Here is an 18,704-nt window from a genome sequence, read left to right as displayed (position 1 = left end):
CAATATTATTTATTGGCAAGCGCTTTTATCACTGAATGCACAATATCACGCAACGTTTCATCCTTAATTTTCCTGTATTCCCTCACTAGCCTTGATATTTCTTCACTACCCACATCGCTACAAAAGGCCTTATCGTGTAAGTCTTCAGAAGCTTTGGTAAAAAAATATGACATATCAACGGACAAAGCTTCTGCCAAATTATACAATCTATCAATTACAAGCCTTACCTCTCCAGTTTCATATCCTTGTATATGCTGAAATGAAATTCCGAGCTTTTTTCCTAAGTCTCTTTGGCTAAAACCGCATATTAACCTTCTCTTCCTTATTCTTTCACCTATTTGTTTATCAATAGGATGTTGTTCATCTTGTACAATCATTTATTAATATATTAACTGAGGTATTGAAGCAATACTAACTCTCATTGTAACTTTGAGAAAAAGATTTTACCAATATATAAACTACGCTACGTAACCTTTTGCTTTTAATTTCATTATATCCTTTGACTAATTTTAGTATTTCTTCATCATAAGTTTCATGTGAGTCGACATGCACATCAGTAAAAAAATCAGCCACATTAATCGATAGTGCTTTTGCTAAGTCGTATAGCCTACTGGCCAAAATTTGGTTTGAACTATTTTCGTACCTTTGTATTTGTCTATACGAAACGCCTATTTTCTTTCCCAACTCAGTTTGTGTTAAACCACAGTATAATCTAAGTTCTTTTATTTTTTTGCCTAATTCCACCTTTCATTACTAATTTTAGCTGCTCAAGCTTATATTGAATTTTTTAATTTATGAAGTAGAAAAAAAGAAGGAAAGTTGGAGAACTTTCCTTCCGGTCTACAGATTACAATAAACCACTATCATAAAAACTAAAGTGGCTCTTCTGTGTTACGATTATGTGATCTATTAATTTCATTCCTACATTTTCGCAGGTTGCAGCTAATGTAAGTGTGTTATCCTCATCCTCCTTTGATGGTTCTGTATCTCCACTTGGATGATTATGTGAAATTGCAATAGATGATGCATCGATCAGTAATCCCTGTTTGATTATTTCTCTCACATATAGAGGTACTCTGTCTATAGTTCCACAGTCTTGAATATACTCGTATATCAAATGACCACTTCGATCTAAGTATATTACTCGCAAGCTTTCCTTTCGTGACTGCCCTATTGCTGTTTTAAAGTATTTTAGTAGCTCTTCTCTGTTATCAAGAATCGACAGCTTTTTTAACTTACCTTTCAGTATCCTATCGAAAATCTCTTTCAGACAAAAGATACTTGCTATTGCTCCATCATTCATTCCTGTAACATTTTTTAGCTCATGAAAGTCAGCGTTAATTACCCTTCCTAAACTACTAAAGAGCTCTATTAGCTTTTTGGCCACTTCTCTTCCTTCTTCACATTCAGATAGAGTACGTTCCAGTAGCTCATGGTCAAGTAAAGACCTGCCTCTACTTGATAAAATGCGAGTTTCCAATTTTTCTTTTCTCTCACTATTATTCATAAAAACCTCCAAGGTCAACATTATATACAAATTCAACGCCAGCTTTCTGACGCAGTAGTTCTCGAGGAATAACCCTTTTGAACTCTAAATTTGCAATGTTGTCCTTGTTGCTTTAAAAGCTGGAATACCATTTGCCATGTGAATTTGTGCATTAACATTTACTGTGCTGGTTCCCTGAAGAGCAACGGTATTTATATTTGCAATCATACTATATTATATAAAGTTATTAATATAATATATTGACAAAGTAATGAAGTAAACAGTAGCTGTTAAAAGTGGTTTAATTTAGCAAAAAAGTGTAGTACTCTATCATTTTGCTGATTATATATGTTTATAAGAATAATCGCTTTTCTTTTGCTATATTCAAGCGCAGTTTTCTGTAGTGATTGTAACTTTAACTTACCGTATCGTGGGCTCAGTTGTGATTTGGATCTATCATATAGAAATTTAAGTAATATAAAGAAATTATTGAATAACAAAGATAAGTTCGTTGCACTTACGTTTGATGATGGACCGTCTTATAATAGAGCAGGAGATATTATTAATATTCTGGAGAGCAATAAAACAAAAGCGACATTTTTTGTGCTTGGTGAGCGTATAAATAAAAAAACATCTGAAATAGTAAACAAAATCCATAAAGCAGGTCATGAATTAGGTAATCATTCTTGGTCGCATAGGAAGTTGACATCACTTTCAAGTGAGGAGCAATTGCAAGAACTGGAAAAGACAAATGTGGCAATTAAAAATGCAACAGAACAGAATGTAAAATGGTTTCGCCCACCATATGGATGTCATAACGATAATTTGATCGAAAATACTAATCGATTAAATATGTATTCCATATTATGGACAGTCGATTCTCTGGATTGGCAAGGTGATAAATCAGAGATTTTGGTTGAAAGAGTTTTAAGCAATGTACATAATGGAGCGATTATATTATTCCATGATCACGATAACAAATCAAATACAGTTGAAGCTTTACCTCAGATTATTGAAATACTAAAAAAATCGGGTTACAAACTTGTTACCTTAAGTGAGTGGGAAGAAAGGGTTTGTGATGTAGTGAAAGCTAGAAATGTGCCAATAAAAGGAGGATGAGTGCGTTCTAAAGGAATTCTATGTGGACAAAAAACAAGGTCTTCAACCGCAGGGCATTCATATTAGGTGGTATTCAGCTTACTATTTCTGCTGTTTTTAGTTATAGGTTGTATACTTTACAAGTACGAGATAGACAAAAATATGAAGTGCTATCCAATAATAATAGGATAAAAGTTGTTACTATTGTGCCTAAACGAGGCAGGATTTTGGATAGGAATAGCGTTGAACTCGCAGTAAACAAAATTTCGTATATTGTTTTATTTGATGGGCAGAAAACCTTTACTAGGGAAGTTGACTTGCAGATGTTATCAGAAATTAAACCTGATGCGATAAAATCATCAGAAAGAAGAATAACTGCTCTTTATAAACGTTACTACCCATTTGGTTCGATATGTTCTCATATAATCGGATACACGAAAAGACATCAAGGCATAAACGAAGCAGGGGTTAGTGGCATTGAATATACATATGATGATATATTAAAAGGCAGGACAGGCAAGTCTGAGCAGGAAATAAATTCTAAGAAGCGTATCATGAGAGAGTTGTCTAGCATACCTCAACAAGACGGACAAGATGTACAGCTGACAATTGATGTTGATTTACAGAAAAAAATCGCAGAGATATTTAAAGACCACCAAGGTTCCACAGTGGTAATTGATGTAAATAACGGAGAAATTTTAGCATTGTATAACTCACCTTCTTACGATAATAATCTTTTCACTAGCAGATTATCAAATGAAACTTGGGAAAGTTTAAATATTCCTTCGTTACCGCTTGTAAACCGTGCATTATCATATCAAATTCCACCTGGTTCAATATTTAAAATAATAGATGCGCTTGCGGGTTTAAAAGATGGAATAATAACACCAGAAGAAAAATTCTCGTGTAGGGGATATATGAAGATAGGTGAGCGGAAATTTCGTTGCATGAAAAGCAAAGTTCATGGATATGTATCTTTAAATGAGGCAATGGCTCTCTCATGCAACACTTACTTTTATAATATAGGAAAAAAAATAAATGTAGATTCTCTACTAGAAATGGCTAGCAAATTTGGTATAGGAAGTGGACCATTAATTGGAATGTTTAAGGAAGAAGCTCCGGGATTGTTGCCTGACATGAATTGGCGTGCACGCAAGCTATATTCAGAGTGGTATTTAGGTGATACCATTAACTTAGTTATAGGACAAGGGTATTTACTTACAACGCCATTACAGCTTGCGGTTCTTGCAGCGAGGGTTGCAACAGGAAAGGAGGTAATTCCCCACATTGAGATGAGTAAATCAGGGCAAGACTTTCTTGATATTGATGTGAATCATGAGCATCTTAGTGTGGTTCGAAAAGCTATGTTTGATGTGGTGAATTCTAACTATAGAAAAGGACTAGGCAGTATACAAATTGCTGGCAAAACCGGAACACCAGAGATAAACTCTAAAGGTGAAAGTCATAAATTGTTTATCGCTTATGGCCCCTACCATGATCCGCGCTATGCAATCTCAGTGTTTATAGAACATGGTAAAACTCCACGCCAAGATGTTGCAATTGCTAGTGAGATATTGCAATATATGCTTGAAAAATGAACTTATGAAATTGCCATATATGTTACTTGTAATTTATATATTCAAATCAGAGCTTTGAGGTTAAAAAAAAGAAACGAAAATTGCATAAACCTTTTCAATTTAGTGCTTTAATGTTTCTGATGAAGGGAAGGTATTATCCTTATTTTCTATGGAGCTAGACACACTAATTTCGTTATTATCATCAATTGAAGTAATAGGGTGCATCAAAGCAACTTTTATAACTTCATCAATATTCTCAGCAAAAATTACATTGATTTCTTCTTTTATATTTGCAGGAATCTCTTGCATATCTTTCTCATTTTCACTTGGTATAATCACAGTTTTGATTGATCCTCTTAGCGCAGCAAGCAATTTTTCTCTCAAACCCCCAATAGCCAACACTCTACCACGCAATGTTACTTCACCTGTCATAGCAACACTTTTGTTAACTGGTATATTTGTCATAAGAGAAACAATAGATGTACATACTGCACTGCCAGCAGAGGGACCATCTTTTGGCACAGCACCCTCAGGTACATGCAAATGTATATCATTATTTTGAAATTTTTCGGGTTTTATACCGAAAAATAAACAATTTGATCGCACATAACTATACGCAGCTTTTATAGACTCTTGCATAACCTCTCCAAGCTTTCCTGTGTATTTTATTTCCCCCTTGCCCGGAATTAGGACTGACTCTATCATTAAAATATCACCACCTGTTTCAGTATAGGCGAGACCAGTTACTACCCCTACCAAACTCTCATTTTCTGCAATGCCAAAGGTATACTTACGTACCCCTAGGTAATCTTGTAAATTACCAACCTCTACGGATATTTTCTTATTTTTATCAGTTAATATTGCTTTAACTGCTTTTCTCATGAGCTTTGCAAGTTCCCTTTCCATGCTTCGCACGCCGCTCTCACGTGTATATAAACGTATCAACTCGTATAATGCTTCATTAGTTATTTTCCACTCCTTCTGATGCAAACCATGCTCTTTTTTTAATTTTGGAATAAGGTGATGCGTAGCAATACTGATCTTCTCATCTTCGCTATATCCAGATAATTGTATAATTTCCATCCTATCACGCAAAGGATGTGGCAAATTTAAGCTGTTTGCCGTAGCTACAAACATTACACTTGAAAGATCAAATTCAACTTCCAAGTAATGATCCGTAAAGTGTTTATTGTGCTCAGTATCCAAAACCTCAAGTAATGCAGATGCAGGATCACCACGCGAATCAGAACCCATCTTATCTATTTCATCAAGCAGAAAAAGCGGGTTGCATGAATTAGCTTTTTTCATGTGTTGAATGATTTTACCAGGCATTGAGCCAATATAAGTTTTTCTGTGTCCTCGTATTTCAGACTCATCACGTATACCACCAAGAGATATGCGAACAAAATCTCTTCCTACTGCTTTTGCCATAGACTTAGCTAAAGAAGTTTTACCAACACCAGGTGGTCCAACTAAGCAAAGTATAGGACCCTTTATCTCTTTTACTCTCTTTAATACTGCTAAAAATTCTATTATTCTATCTTTTACTTTCTCTATGCCATAATGATTTTCATCTAAGATTTTTTTAGCCGCATTTAAGTTAATTTTTGCATCTTTGTACTTTCCCCATGGCAAATCAAGCAACCAATGCAAGTAACTAGATATAACTGTTGCTTCAGGAGAAATGGGATTCATTTTCTTATATCTCTTTAAGTCAGTTATGGCTTTCTCTTTTGCTTCCTCAGAAAGCTTTGTTTCATTTATCTTTTTTTCAAATTCATTGAGTATATTCCCTTCATCTCCATTTTCAAACTCACCTAATTCTTTCTGTATAGCTTTTAATTGCTCATTAAGGTAGTAAACTTTTTGAGTACTTTCAACCTGTGATTTAATTGTCTTATACAAGCGGTTTTGTGCACTCAAAATACTTATTTCTCTCTCAATAAGAGCAAAAACTTTTTTTAAACGCTCTTTTGGGTTATAAACTTCAAGTATGTTTTGCTTATCTGATACCTTTATATTTAAGTGCGAAGCTATCATATCTACAATTTGATTAACCTCTTTAACTTGATCAATGGGGTCAATAATAATCTCGGGTCGACTTTTCTTGCTTAGTTTACACCAATTGTCGAATGCATCTATAACAGAACGCCTTAAAGCTTCTAAATCAATATTATCTTCATTTTCTCCATACTCATAATGACCATCTAACGCTACTCTGGCCTGTAACAAAGTGTGAGAGCTAATATATTCTATAACTCTTCCCCTTCTTACCCCATGAATCATGACTTTTACTGCATTGTCAGGCAGTTTTATTAATGGTTGTATAATGTTTGCTAACACGCCTACTTCATAAAGATTCTCTGGCTCTGGATTATCAATAGAACCATCTTTTTGTGCTATGAGAAAAATCTCGTTTTGGTGACTACTGCTACTTATTGCATATTCTAGTGCATGAACAGATTTTTCTCTACCTACGAATAAAGGCAACATTATATTTGGAAAAATTACTACATCTCTTAGAGGTAATACTGGTAATACAGTAGAATTAAAGTTTACAGCACGTCCAATACTCATAATATATGCCTCAAATTAATCATTAACCGTTATAACACTACCCTTATTATTATGATTAATCGTCGCTTTGCCTAATTCTACCATTTTCTTAGTAACCGTTATAGTGCTACCTTCAAAACCTCCGTTGCCGGATATATACATAACATCAAGCAAAAGTGACTCTAAGATAGCACGTAACATCCTTGCACCTGTTTTATAGCTTATAGCTTTTTTAGCAATAGCTGATATTGCTTCATCTGAAAACTCAAGGTTTACTTTACTAAATGCAAGCAATGCTTTATATTGTTTTACTAGCGCATTTCTTGGCTCTGTCAACACATGTATTAAATCCTCGTGATCCAGCTCATCTAGAACAGCAGTTATTGGAACCCGTCCTACAAATTCGGGTATCAAACCGAATTTGATTAAGTCCTCAGGTTGAGCATCGTGTAAAGCATTTTTTTTCTTTTGTGCTTTAGACTGACTTATATCTGCTCCAAAGCCAACTGATGTTCCCTTTTTTCTTGCCTCAATAATTTTATTTAGGCCTTCAAAAGCTCCTCCACAAATAAATAGTATGTTACTAGTGTCTACTTGTATAAACTCTTGTTGCGGGTGTTTTCGCCCTCCTTGTGGAGGAACATAAGCAACCGTACCTTCCATGATTTTTAGTAGAGCTTGTTGGACCCCTTCACCTGAAACATCACGGGTTATTGAAGCGCTTTCAGACTTTCTTGTGATCTTGTCTATTTCATCGATAAACACTATACCATGCTGTGCCTTTGCAACATCATAATTTGCAGCTTGTAATAGACGTGACAACACGCTTTCTACATCATCACCTACATAACCTGCCTCAGTCAAAGTTGTCGCATCGGCCATAGCAAATGGCACATCTGAAACTTTAGCAAGTGTTTTTGCTAGCAAAGTCTTACCAGAACCAGTAGGGCCAATAAGCATTATATTTGACTTCTCAATTTCAATATCACTTATAGAATGAAGTTGCACCATGGATTGACAATGGTTATACATAGCCACAGATAAAACGTGTTGCGCATGTTCCTGACCTACAACATGCTTACTAAGAAAATTTTTTATATCTTCAGGTTTCTTTAGTAATAGCTTCATATCAGATATATGATCTGAATTAAAAGCTCTCTCTTTCTTTTGACTTATTGCTTTATGGGATAACTCTATGCATTCATTACAAATGAACACCTTTAAACCATCTGAAGAGTTAGTAATCAATTTATCTACTTCGTTTTGTGCCTTGTTACAAAAAGAACAGTAGTGTAAATCATTATTGTTATCCATTAAACTACCTTTTGTTTAACTTTAATATTTTCAATCTTCATATCTTTACGCTCAGCTATTACTTTATCAATCAAGCCAAGTTTCATTGCTTCTATAGGATCCAAAAATTTATCTCTTTCCATCATTCCTTCAATCTTCTTGAGTGAATGCCCAGTATGTTTTTCATAAATTTGATTTAGCTTTTTCTTAATTCGCAAAATTTCCTTAGCATGTATTTCTATATCAGTTGCTTGACCTTGATAACCACCAGATGGTTGATGTATCATAATTCTTGAATGAGGTAGAGAGTGGCGCTTACCTTTCGCACCAGCTGCAAGCAACAAAGAACCCATAGATGCAGCTTGACCTATACATAAAGTTGAAACGTCTGGACTTATGTACTGCATTGTATCGTAGATTGATAAACCAGCAGTTACAACACCGCCTGGCGAATTAATATACATATGAATGTCTTTATCAGAATTTTCCGATTCTAAAAATAAAAGCTGTGCTACTATTACGCTGGCCATGTTGTCTTCAATAGGGCCAGTTACGAAAATTATTCTTTCTTTTACTAGCCTTGAATATATGTCATAAGCCCGCTCACCGCGACTAGTTTGTTCAACTACAATTGGTATAAGAGTCATACCTTTTCCTATCAAATATTATCAAATAATTCCTTTAATTCTTTCACAGAAACAATCTGTTCTTCTTTACTAGCTTTTTCTATCATATAATCTGTCACTTTATACTCAAGCGCTTGCCCTCTAACTAATTCCTGAAATTGTCCGTCTGATTTAAAATGTTTAAATACTCTGTCAAATGATACATCTTTACTGACATATTGATTTACAATAACATTCATAATATCACTTTGAGTTAATGATATTTCATGTTCTTTACTGAACTCCATAAATAGCATTGCAAGCTTTACACGTCTTTCAGCTTCTTTACAAGAATCATCTTTAGCATTCAACTCTCTTTCCACTCTCTGCTGTTCCTGTTTTACTACTTCTATAGGCAAATCAAAACTATAACTAGCATCCAAACAATCAAATAGCTCTTTCTTAATTAAGAGATCTCCCATTTCTTTACACTGATTATCAATTACTTCTTTTACATGATTTATTAGCGAAGAATGATCTTCAAAACCAATTCTCCTAGCTATTTCATTATCACTTTGCAAATCTTCGGCAATCTGAATATCATTAACTCGAACAGAAAAAGCAGCCTCCTGCCCCGCAAGGGAAATTACCTGGTAATCTTCAGGAAATCTCAACTTAAAGCTTTTTGTTTCCCCTTTTTTCATGCCAATTAATTGATCTTCAAAACCATTTATAAATGTTCCAGATCCTAAATTAACAGTAAAATTTTTGCCACTTCCACCTTGAAAGAGCTTATTTCTAATTCGCCCTTCAAAGTCAATTATCAGTTTATCCTCGTTTTTTGCTTGATAAGAAGCATCATCAACAGAGACAAAGTTAGGAAATTTTGTTTTTATAGAATCAATAAATTCTTTTATGTCTCCCTCTTTGATTTTTGCCTTAACTTTCTTCAAATTTATTTTATCAAGATCTATTACTGGCACTTTTGGCATCGATTCAAAAGATAATTTGTACAGAAAGTCGCCTTTTTCATCCTTTTTATCCAGGTTTGGTAATGACATAATATCAACCTTAGGATGGATGTGAGACTTAACTTCGATTTTTTTCATTAAATCACTTGAGCAATAGTCAATCGTATCTTTTATCACATATTCCAAAGCTTCGTTTTTATAATTTGTAACAACAAGATCGTAAGGTATCTTTCCGGATCTAAATCCAGGCAATTTTGCATCCTTCGCTATTTCTTGTAATCTAGAGTTTATCTTGTGTTCTATATAATCACTACTAACTGTGATTTCATACTCATACTTTAGTTTATCTACACTAAGTTCCTTATAGGTATATATATTACTTAATGTATCTGCTTCGACTGCATTTTGAGTTATATTACTAGACATTACAACCTGTTATCAATATTTTATTTATGTTTTAATAAAGCCATTTTACCAGAATTTAAGTTAAATACAATCCTTAAGAACAGGTTCTTATACAAACAAAAGTGTACTTAGTGATTATAAATTTTCTCTTAAAACCTGAGTTACATGACTTTAAGTGCGGATAGAGGGACTTGAACCCCCACGAGCAAGCTCACCAGGACCTAAACCTGGCACGTCTACCAATTTCGCCATATCCGCAAGAACCCTTCATTAACTTATAGATAACCACTTCTTTCATCTTATGCAATTTAAAGATTAGATTTTAGTACCACAGACTGAACTTATAATACTGGTTAACTCCACTATGAATCTAAGCCTGAATTACTTTAACTAACATTATTGAGATAAGTACTGTCTTAGAAATATTCAAGGCTTATTCAATTTATAGTATTTACACAATAAAAAAAGCTTATTAATATTCTTTAATTAAAGCTCTAAACTCTGGAAATTAATAATGAGATTAATAGCAAGCTTCTTACTCGCAATTTTTCTGATTACACAGAGTGGCTGTACGACTCTTGTGAGTGGTATAGTGGTAACAGCAACTGCAGCGGCTACAGCAATAACAATGCAAGATAAATCCTTGGGAAACATTATTGATGATACAACTATAGTAATAAGAATCAATAAGGGACTCTTAAAACACGGACTGTTCTCATCTATAAAAGTTAAAGTGAGTGAAGGAAGAGTATTACTCATTGGAAATGTTGATAATCATGAAAAGCAACTCACAGCAGAGAAAATAGCTTGGCAGCAAAAAGAGATTAAAGAAGTGATAAATGAAATAAGAGTCACACCAATTAAAATGGCTTCTATGCTAGATGTTACTGTAGATGGTATGATAACAGCAGAGATAAGCACGAGGCTTCTGGGAAAAAGAAATATTAAATCAATTAATTATAGCGTTAATACAGTTGATAGAGTCGTTTATTTGATGGGTATAGCTCAAAATAAGGCGGAATTAAAAGCTGTAATAGCAATTGCAAGAAAAGTAAAAGGAGTAAAGCAAGTTGTAAGCTATGTGAGATATAGACATAGCAAATTGCGTCATTGATGAAAATTTACTTGAGTGTTAGTACCATGTAGCTAAGCCATAAAACTCCTTTACAAATTTCGTCAGTTCACTCTTATGGTATGTATAACAATGTTACAAAAAATAATATCATAGAATTCAATAGAATAATTCCTAGAAAATCTCTACATACTAAAAAAAGTAAAATGCTATTTAACACTCCCAAGCTTAAGAATAAATAGCAAACATCTATATCTCGTGCGATATGGCGTTTTATTCCTGAGATTTTTTTACCAGCGTCATAGCCTTTTTCTTCATCAGTGTCTGCGTTCTTTACACTCTGAGTGTCAATTATGCAAAAGCTGATTTTTTCTTTCCAAACATTGTTTTGTCGGACCACACTAACTATTTTTTTTAACATGCACTCCAAAATACTTTTTTTTATTTCCTTTTATTTTTTCACTCCATTTTTGAAATAATCATAACAATTGCGCCATTTTGGAAACTCTTTTGGTAGCATCCTCCACTGATAACCACTTTTTAGGGCGTACAACACTTCGCAAAATATATCATACAAATCAAGTTTTCTTGGTTTTGTTTTTTCCACAAGACTCCATATCTGGTGAAATAATCTCAAACTTCTCTCGACTTATGTCACTTGGGTATACCATACGCGTCAAGTTAAGAGATTGTGAGCAAATTTAGAGAAGTTAAGGTGGATACTCTAGTTTTTCTGTACTTGTCTTTTAATGAAAACTGCGACCAAGTTATGGTAAGCTTTTTGAGAAAAATATTTAAGCCTTTAATTTTATTATTTAGTGCTAAAAATAACTCTCTAACCCGTCTTTTTAGCTCAATAAATGCCTTTGTTAAGCTAAGCTCCGTATTTTTTTTCAGTTCTGTGCAACCCACTATTCCATGAAATATAAGAATTGCACACAATTTGGCATATAGCTCACATAATACTCTGTATGGCTTTCCTCTCAGCTTATCAAGCCTTATATTACTCTTATATAATTTGAACAATAATTCAATTTGCCATCTTATTCGGTAAACTACTAGTATTTGCTCAGCATTAATCTTACTTTTTGGAACATTAGTTATAAATATCGACCAATTTAGTAACTTTTGGTTCCTTTGAGAAGATGTGTATCCATGTGATCTTGCTAACCTATTAGCCTTTCTTCTTCTAGCCATAGCTTGTTCTTCAGTTAGTTTTTTAAATATAATTCTTACTTTAACCCTTGTCTCTTTTCCTAACAATACCTCCTGTTCTAGAAAAGATCGATCTCCCAAATGTTCTAGTAAATCTATTTTTTGACCTGTCTCTATATCATATATGTTAGTATCGGATTTATAACGACTTATGAAATAAGCTCCTATTTCATTGATTTGTTTAAAAGAACTTGGCACAAAATAACCCAAATCAGATATTAGTAAATCGTTGTTCGATATATTGCTTAAATGGCTTCTATAACCCTGATCTGACCTTATTCCCTCAGTTATATTAAGCTGGTCTAATGTCTGGTTTAGGTAGTCAAAAACTAATTGTAACTTTATTCCAGACTTAGTATTGCTTTCATAACCACTGTAGCTGGTACCATAACCTTTATACATTTCTTCCATACTGTTAGGTAAGCTAATGTAGCTGCTGTCTAATAATTTAACACCTCCAAAGTGCTTCAAGATTCTGCAATCAACTTGTAAGGTATTTTTAAGTAACGTTAAAGATTCATTATACATTCTTTTCATAAATTCCACTGCTTCCTTGGTAAATCTAAAGTCCAGACCTTGTTTTGTTATATTTATCGAGTCTTCATTCAATAATTGACACACTGTCTCTATACTACAATTATCAACCCCTATATTACCCAAAACGATGGCTTTTATGAACGACGAGCCTTTTAGCTTCCTCTTTCTTTTTATGAACCCTGTTGTAGCTGAGATTTTATCTGCTTTTTCATTAAAAAATTCTTTGAGCTTTTTTGAGATGCAAACTATTCTTTTCATTGTATAAGTTCTCCGTTTTCTTTGTTAGATTTAAGAGAACTTATATCTTTTTTTTCTCTTCCTTACACTAAGTTTATTACCACAGTTCCTTAACTTGACGCGTATGCTTGGGTATACACTCCTCATATATCCTAATTTATACACTCTATTTCTTACTTTATGCCTTTCTTGAGATTATGAACAGATTCTTAGAAAGCTAGCGTTCTACTAGTCATGTTCTTTATCTTGCTTTACAACAATGCATCTTTTCATTCCAGCCAAGTCGTATACGTATTCCTGAAAAGCCAGTCCATATAAGGGTATTATTTTGTCAATATTGCTTTGATCTTCGCCTATTTCCAATATCGCAAACCCATCTTTTTTAAGGCACTTTTTCAATATTGGAAAAATACTCAGGTAACAGCTCAATCCATCGATACCGCCATCAAGAGCAATTCTTGGCTCTTTTTGCACTTCAGCTTGCAGATCTTTTAACTTACTTCTTTTAATATATGGAGGATTGCTTATTATGAGATCAAATAAATCTCTGCATTCTGTCCACGAATTTGGAAATATTTTAGCTCTGTTGAGAAGATTATGTTTCTTTGTGTTCTGGCAGGTAATTTTGTATGCTTCCAGGCTTTTTTCAAAACCAACTCCAATAGCATATTCATACTCACTAAGTACGGAGATCAACAAACAGCCTGTGCCTGTGCCAAAATCTGCAATTTTTATTTTTTGCTTCTTATTTTGGTAATATTTTAACACTGTTGAAATTACTGTCTCACTATCTGGTCTTGGATCTAGAACATGTTGGTTAACTATAAAATTTTTACTCCAGAATTCACGATTACCTATTATTTGCGATATTGGATATCTTTCTGCTCTTTTTTTTGTTAATTTCCAGAATAGAAGTTCTTTGTTTCTTGGTACCTGATTGATGTGATTCATGATTGTGAATGATCTTTCTACTCCAAGTACGTACTGCATGATGATTTCACAATCCAAATGTGGTGATTCAATTCTATGTGATGATAGTAGCTTTGACCCTTCTTTAATTAAAGCGCTGATTGTTTTCATTATTCTAAAAACGTGTTCCTTGTACGCAAGAACAGCAAAATTGAGTATAGAATTTTGAACTTAGGGTAGCTGCATTAAATCTAAGTGTCAAGAGTAGGATTGTAAAAATCATCCGGCTTTACTGGTAATTCGGTTGGTATTTTTGCATTAATGTTAGAAGCTCTTGGCTCTATTATAAGCATTATTTTCTGCATATTCTTTGATAGCCATCACAGTATATTACTTGTTCCATATCTATATTAATTAGACCACAGCAAGTGATAATTTCTTAATATTAAAACCAATATGCGCTTTAGCATATAATTATCAGTAGCTTTCAAAGCAATTAGGCTGAGATTATTAGAGTAGTAATGTTTATTTTTATATTGACTATTGAGGTTTATTATTTTATAACTAAGACTTAGTTATTTTTAGAGTTTTAAGTTTACAGTATATGCCTACGATAAATCAATTAATATGTAAAGGTAGATCAGGGTTAACTCGCAAGAAGAAGGTGCCAGCTTTGGGAAAATGCAATCCTCAAAGAAGGGGTGTTTGCACTAAGGTATATACTACAACTCCTAGAAAGCCTAATTCAGCACTACGTAAGGTAGCTAGAGTAAAGATTAGTGGATACGGTGAAGTGACGGCTTATATACCTGGCGAAGGTCATAATTTACAAGAGCATTCTGTTGTTTTAATACGTGGTGGGCGAGTTAAGGATTTGCCGGGTGTACGTTATCACATAATAAGAGGTGCTCTTGATCTACGTGGTGTGCAAAATCGAAAGAAAGCTCGTTCAAAATATGGTGTAAAGAAATCTGGTTAAAATTTATGGCACGTCGTAATAAAGCAAAAAAAAGAACAAGCCCTGACTCTCGTTATGGTAGTGTCTTGCTTATGCGTTTTATTAATATAATTATGAAATGTGGTAAAAAATCTATTGCAGAAAAGATTGCTTATAGTGCTTTGTCCTTAGCTGAAAAGAAAATAGGCAAAGATGCCTTATCAATTTTTGAAACAGCAGTAGAAAATGTTACCCCTTCTATAGAAGTACGCTCTCGGCGTATTGGTGGTGCAACTTATCAAGTCCCTGTTGAAATTCGTCAAGATAGAGCAATTTCTTTGGCATTAAGGTGGATTGCTAGAGCAACTTCTGCTGCTCGAAAAAAGAGCGGTAGAACTACTGTTTATTGTTTGCAGTCTGAAATATTAGATGCTTATAATAAATGTGGTGGTGCATTTAAGATGTGTGAAGAAAAGTATAAAATGGCTGAAGCTAATAAGGCATTTTCTCATCTTCGTTTTTAATATTAGCTGATTGATTGTGGTATGGAAGTTTTAATATCTAGGTATAGAAATATAGGAATAATGGCTCATATAGATGCTGGCAAGACCACCACAACAGAGCGTATTTTATTTTATACTGGCAAACAAAATAGGATTGGTGAAGTGCACGATGGTGCAGCTTCTATGGATTGGATGGAGCAAGAGAAGGAGCGTGGCATTACAATTACCTCTGCTGCAACAACATGTTTTTGGAATGATCATAGGATTAATATAATAGATACTCCTGGTCATGTTGACTTCACTATTGAAGTTGAGAGATCTTTGAGGGTTTTGGATGGTGCGGTTGCTGTATTTGATGGAGTTGCTGGAGTTGAGCCTCAGTCTGAGACAGTTTGGCGTCAAGCTGATAAATATAACGTTCCTCGTATCTGCTTTGTTAATAAAATGGATAGAATCGGGGCAAATTTTTATCGATGTGTCGATATGATAAAAACGAAGCTTGGCGCATCACCTTTAGTTATTCAGTTGCCAATAGGAAGTGAGAAAGATTTTAAAGGCATAATCGATCTTATTTCTATGAAAGCTATTATATGGCAAGAAGAAACATTAGGCGCTAAATTTTCTTATGAAGATATTCCTTCTGATTTGCTTGATAAGGCTCAAGAGTATCGAAATCTTTTATTAGATGCTGCAGCTGAAATGGATGATGAGGCGATAAATACTTACTTTGAATCTAACGATCTGCCAATTGATTTGTTGAAAAAGTGTGTGAGAAGCGGGACCATTAAAGGAAAATTTGTCCCTGTATTATGTGGGTCAGCTTTTAAAAACAAAGGCGTGCAATCACTTTTAGATGGTGTGGTTGATTTTTTACCCTCTCCTATTGATGTTGATGTAATTATTGGAACTGATCCTAAAGATTCAGAAAAGAAAATTGAGATCAAACCTTCAGAAAAAGAGAAATTCGTTGCTCTTGCGTTTAAAGTGATGACGGATAAATTTGTAGGTAGCTTGACGTTTATTCGTATTTATTCCGGTAAGTTAAAATCTAAATCTGCTGTGTTAAATGCTGGAAAGAATGAGACTGAAGGAATTGGTAGAATGTTGCTTATGCATGCAAATAACAGAGAAGATATAAACGAAGCTAAAGTTGGTGATATAGTTGCCTTAGTTGGATTAAAGAAAACAATTACTGGTGATACTTTATGTTCATCTGATTTTCCTATACTATTAGAGCGTATGGAATTTCCTGATCCTGTTATTGAAATTGCTATAGAACCGAAAACCACCTCAGATCAGGAAAAATTAGGTGTTGCTTTGAATAGATTGGTTGCAGAAGATCCTTCTTTAAGGATGTCAGTAAATGCAGAGAGTGGGCAGACTATATTGAAAGGTATGGGTGAGCTGCATCTTGAGATTATTGTTGATAGAATGAAGCGCGAGTTTAATGTTGAAGCTAACGTTGGTGCGCCTCAAGTTGCATATCGTGAAACTATCACTAAATCTGTTGAAATTGATTACACTCATAAAAAACAATCAGGTGGTGCTGGTCAGTTTGCTAAAGTTAAAATAAAATTCGAACCTCTTGAGCCTGGTTTTGGCTTTCAGTTTGAAAGTAAAATTGTAGGCGGTGCTATTCCAAAAGAGTATATACCTGGAGTGCAAAATGGCTTGGAGTTGATAAAAGAAGGTGGTATAATTTCCGGCTTTCCATTGATTGATTTTAAGGCTACTCTTCTTGATGGTGCTTTTCATGATGTTGATTCTAGTCCTTTGGCTTTTGAACTTGCTGCTAAAGGTGCTTTTAAGGAAATGGCAAATAAAGCTGGTCCAAAAATGCTAGAACCTATAATGAAAGTGGAAATCATTACTCCTGAAGAATATATGGGTGATGTTATGGGTGATATAAATAGTAGAAGAGGCAGTGTTGTTGATATGCTGGATTTAGGTAATAATAGCAAAATAATTACTGCTTCGGTTCCTCTTGCAAATATGTTTGGTTATATAAATGTTTTGCGTTCTATATCTCAGGGAAGAGCTCAGTATAGTATGCATTTTTCTTGTTATGAACAAGTGCCACAATATGTGGTTGATGAGTTAAAGTTAAAGTATAATTAAAGGTTAGTAATTATGACAGCGATAGTAGAAGCATTTGGAAAGCCGCATATAAACGTGGGAACGATAGGACATGTGGATCATGGGAAGACAACGTTAACAGCGGCGATAACAAAGCATTATGGTAATTTTGTAGCATATGATCAAATAGATAAAGCGCCAGAAGAAAGAAAGAGAGGTATAACAATAGCAACAGCGCATGTTGAATATCAAACAGAAAAGAGACACTATGCACACGTTGATTGCCCTGGACATGCTGATTATGTAAAGAATATGATAGTAGGTGCAGCACAGATGGATGCAGCGATATTGGTAGTGTCAGGGGTTGATGGGCCGATGCCACAAACGAGAGAGCATATATTGCTGGCAAAACAGGTGGGTGTTGGATATATCGTGGTATATATAAATAAAGCTGATGTTGCTGATGCTGATATGATAGATTTGGTGGAAATGGAAGTGAGAGAGTTGCTGAGTAAGTATAAATTTCCAGGTGATGAAGTGCCTGTGATAGTTGGGTCTGCGTTAAAAGCATTAGAGGATGATAGTAGTGAGTATGGAAAGAAATCAATAGATAAATTGATGGAGAAGTTAGATGAGTATGTGGCAGTACCTCCAAGGCCTGTAGATTTGCCGTTTTTGTTGCCAATAGAAGATGTATTTTCAATATCGGGCCGAGGGACGGTAGTAACAGGAAGAATAGAGAAGGGGGAGATAAAGACAGGGGATGATATAGAGATAATAGGTCTGAAAGCGACGCAAAAGACGACATGTACTGGTGTTGAGATGTTTAAGAAGTTGCTAGATAAGGGAAGTGCAGGACTCAATGTAGGAATACTACTAAGAGGAACAAAGAGAGAAGAAGTGGAGAGAGGGCAAGTATTGGCAAAACCAGGGACAATAACCCCGCATAAGAAATTTAATGCGGAGGTGTATATATTGAAGAAAGAAGAAGGAGGGAGGCATACACCATTTTTTGAAAATTATCAGCCACAGTTTTATTTAAGGACAACGGATGTAACTGGGAGCATAAAATTGCTAGATGGAAAGGAGATGGTAATGCCAGGGGACAATGTAAGTATAGAAGTGGAGTTGCAAGTACCAATAGCAATGGATAAAGGATTACGTTTTGCGATAAGAGAAGGTGGTAGAACTGTTGGTTCTGGCGTTGTTTCGGAAATTTTAGAGTAA

General features: G+C 34.5%; 17 protein-coding genes, 1 tRNA gene and 1 pseudogene. 7 read left to right on the top strand and 12 right to left on the bottom strand.

The annotated features are described in order from the left end of the window. Window positions 1-5: 5 nt before the first annotated feature. From ABWU56_RS05695 to ABWU56_RS05680, 4 genes are all read right to left on the bottom strand, one after another. Complete coding sequence (locus ABWU56_RS05695) at window positions 6-377, bottom strand: helix-turn-helix domain-containing protein (RefSeq protein ID WP_041582616.1); 372 nt, start codon at window positions 375-377, stop codon at window positions 6-8. Window positions 378-411: 34 nt separating this feature from the next. Continuing rightward, window positions 412-744, bottom strand: coding sequence for a helix-turn-helix domain-containing protein (locus ABWU56_RS05690; protein WP_041582615.1), 333 nt, complete (start codon window positions 742-744; stop codon window positions 412-414). A 103-nt stretch (window positions 745-847) separates the two neighbouring features. Beyond that, window positions 848-1,507, bottom strand: coding sequence for a RadC family protein (locus ABWU56_RS05685; protein WP_012673223.1), 660 nt, complete (start codon window positions 1,505-1,507; stop codon window positions 848-850). 84 nt (window positions 1,508-1,591) lie between these two features. Continuing rightward, the gene (locus tag ABWU56_RS05680; RefSeq protein ID WP_264337643.1) at window positions 1,592-1,714 is read right to left on the bottom strand and encodes a hypothetical protein; all 123 of its coding nucleotides are present in this window, start codon (window positions 1,712-1,714) and stop codon (window positions 1,592-1,594) included. A gap of 120 nt (window positions 1,715-1,834) precedes the next feature. Between ABWU56_RS05680 and ABWU56_RS05675 the strand changes: the two genes are divergently transcribed. Next, on the top strand, window positions 1,835-2,605 hold the full coding sequence (locus tag ABWU56_RS05675) for a polysaccharide deacetylase family protein (protein WP_353281267.1): 771 nt from the start codon (window positions 1,835-1,837) through the stop codon (window positions 2,603-2,605). A 20-nt stretch (window positions 2,606-2,625) separates the two neighbouring features. Next, a complete protein-coding gene (locus ABWU56_RS05670; RefSeq protein ID WP_353281266.1) occupies window positions 2,626-4,182 on the top strand; it encodes a penicillin-binding transpeptidase domain-containing protein in 1,557 nt (518 codons plus the stop codon). A gap of 99 nt (window positions 4,183-4,281) precedes the next feature. Here ABWU56_RS05670 and lon read toward each other — a convergent pair whose 3' ends face one another. The 5 genes from lon to ABWU56_RS05645 all read right to left on the bottom strand — a co-directional run bounded on the left by lon (window position 4,282) and on the right by ABWU56_RS05645 (window position 10,249). Continuing rightward, window positions 4,282-6,738: an endopeptidase La gene (gene lon / locus ABWU56_RS05665; RefSeq protein WP_353281264.1), complete on the bottom strand. Its 2,457-nt coding sequence runs from the start codon at window positions 6,736-6,738 to the stop codon at window positions 4,282-4,284. Between the two features lie 15 nt (window positions 6,739-6,753). Beyond that, window positions 6,754-8,031, bottom strand: a complete 1,278-nt coding sequence (clpX, locus tag ABWU56_RS05660; RefSeq protein ID WP_353281262.1) for an ATP-dependent Clp protease ATP-binding subunit ClpX — start codon at window positions 8,029-8,031, stop codon at window positions 6,754-6,756. Next, window positions 8,031-8,657 carry an ATP-dependent Clp endopeptidase proteolytic subunit ClpP gene (clpP, locus tag ABWU56_RS05655; protein WP_265042102.1) on the bottom strand — a complete coding sequence of 209 codons (627 nt, stop codon included), beginning with the start codon at window positions 8,655-8,657 and terminating at the stop codon, window positions 8,031-8,033. The genes clpX and clpP overlap by 1 nt, the downstream gene beginning before the upstream one ends. A gap of 11 nt (window positions 8,658-8,668) precedes the next feature. Further along, on the bottom strand, window positions 8,669-10,012 hold the full coding sequence (tig, locus tag ABWU56_RS05650; protein ID WP_353281260.1) for a trigger factor: 1,344 nt from the start codon (window positions 10,010-10,012) through the stop codon (window positions 8,669-8,671). Window positions 10,013-10,167: 155 nt separating this feature from the next. Beyond that, window positions 10,168-10,249: transfer RNA gene (locus tag ABWU56_RS05645), tRNA-Leu, on the bottom strand. 256 nt (window positions 10,250-10,505) lie between these two features. Between ABWU56_RS05645 and ABWU56_RS05640 the strand changes: the two genes are divergently transcribed. Next, on the top strand, window positions 10,506-11,105 hold the full coding sequence (locus ABWU56_RS05640) for a BON domain-containing protein (RefSeq protein ID WP_010406846.1): 600 nt from the start codon (window positions 10,506-10,508) through the stop codon (window positions 11,103-11,105). 211 nt (window positions 11,106-11,316) lie between these two features. Here ABWU56_RS05640 and ABWU56_RS07505 read toward each other — a convergent pair. The 3 genes and pseudogenes from ABWU56_RS07505 to prmC all read right to left on the bottom strand — a co-directional run. Continuing rightward, window positions 11,317-11,734: pseudogene (locus tag ABWU56_RS07505) on the bottom strand (transposase); the annotation flags it as partial. 10 nt (window positions 11,735-11,744) lie between these two features. Next, window positions 11,745-13,073, bottom strand: coding sequence for an IS4-like element ISWosp7 family transposase (locus tag ABWU56_RS05625; protein ID WP_353281094.1), 1,329 nt, complete (start codon window positions 13,071-13,073; stop codon window positions 11,745-11,747). A 207-nt stretch (window positions 13,074-13,280) separates the two neighbouring features. Next, on the bottom strand, window positions 13,281-14,132 hold the full coding sequence (gene prmC / locus ABWU56_RS05620; RefSeq protein ID WP_139686898.1) for a peptide chain release factor N(5)-glutamine methyltransferase: 852 nt from the start codon (window positions 14,130-14,132) through the stop codon (window positions 13,281-13,283). A 433-nt stretch (window positions 14,133-14,565) separates the two neighbouring features. Between prmC and rpsL the strand changes: the two genes are divergently transcribed. The 4 genes from rpsL to tuf are packed head-to-tail and all read left to right on the top strand — an operon-like array spanning window position 14,566 to window position 18,704. After that, window positions 14,566-14,940 (top strand): 30S ribosomal protein S12, encoded by a 375-nt coding sequence (gene rpsL / locus ABWU56_RS05615; protein ID WP_010406837.1) that lies wholly within the window; start codon window positions 14,566-14,568, stop codon window positions 14,938-14,940. A 5-nt stretch (window positions 14,941-14,945) separates the two neighbouring features. After that, the gene (gene rpsG / locus ABWU56_RS05610) at window positions 14,946-15,422 is read left to right on the top strand and encodes a 30S ribosomal protein S7 (protein WP_006014699.1); all 477 of its coding nucleotides are present in this window, start codon (window positions 14,946-14,948) and stop codon (window positions 15,420-15,422) included. Window positions 15,423-15,443: 21 nt separating this feature from the next. Then, entirely contained in the window at window positions 15,444-17,519 is a 2,076-nt protein-coding gene (fusA, locus tag ABWU56_RS05605; protein ID WP_264704255.1) for an elongation factor G, read from the top strand. Window positions 17,520-17,531: 12 nt separating this feature from the next. After that, entirely contained in the window at window positions 17,532-18,704 is a 1,173-nt protein-coding gene (gene tuf / locus ABWU56_RS05600) for an elongation factor Tu (RefSeq protein WP_353281258.1), read from the top strand.

Origin of the sequence: Wolbachia endosymbiont (group B) of Horisme vitalbata (assembly GCF_964028625.1) — a bacterium.
Classification (GTDB): domain Bacteria; phylum Pseudomonadota; class Alphaproteobacteria; order Rickettsiales; family Anaplasmataceae; genus Wolbachia.
This window is presented reverse-complemented; position numbering and strand designations above follow the sequence as displayed.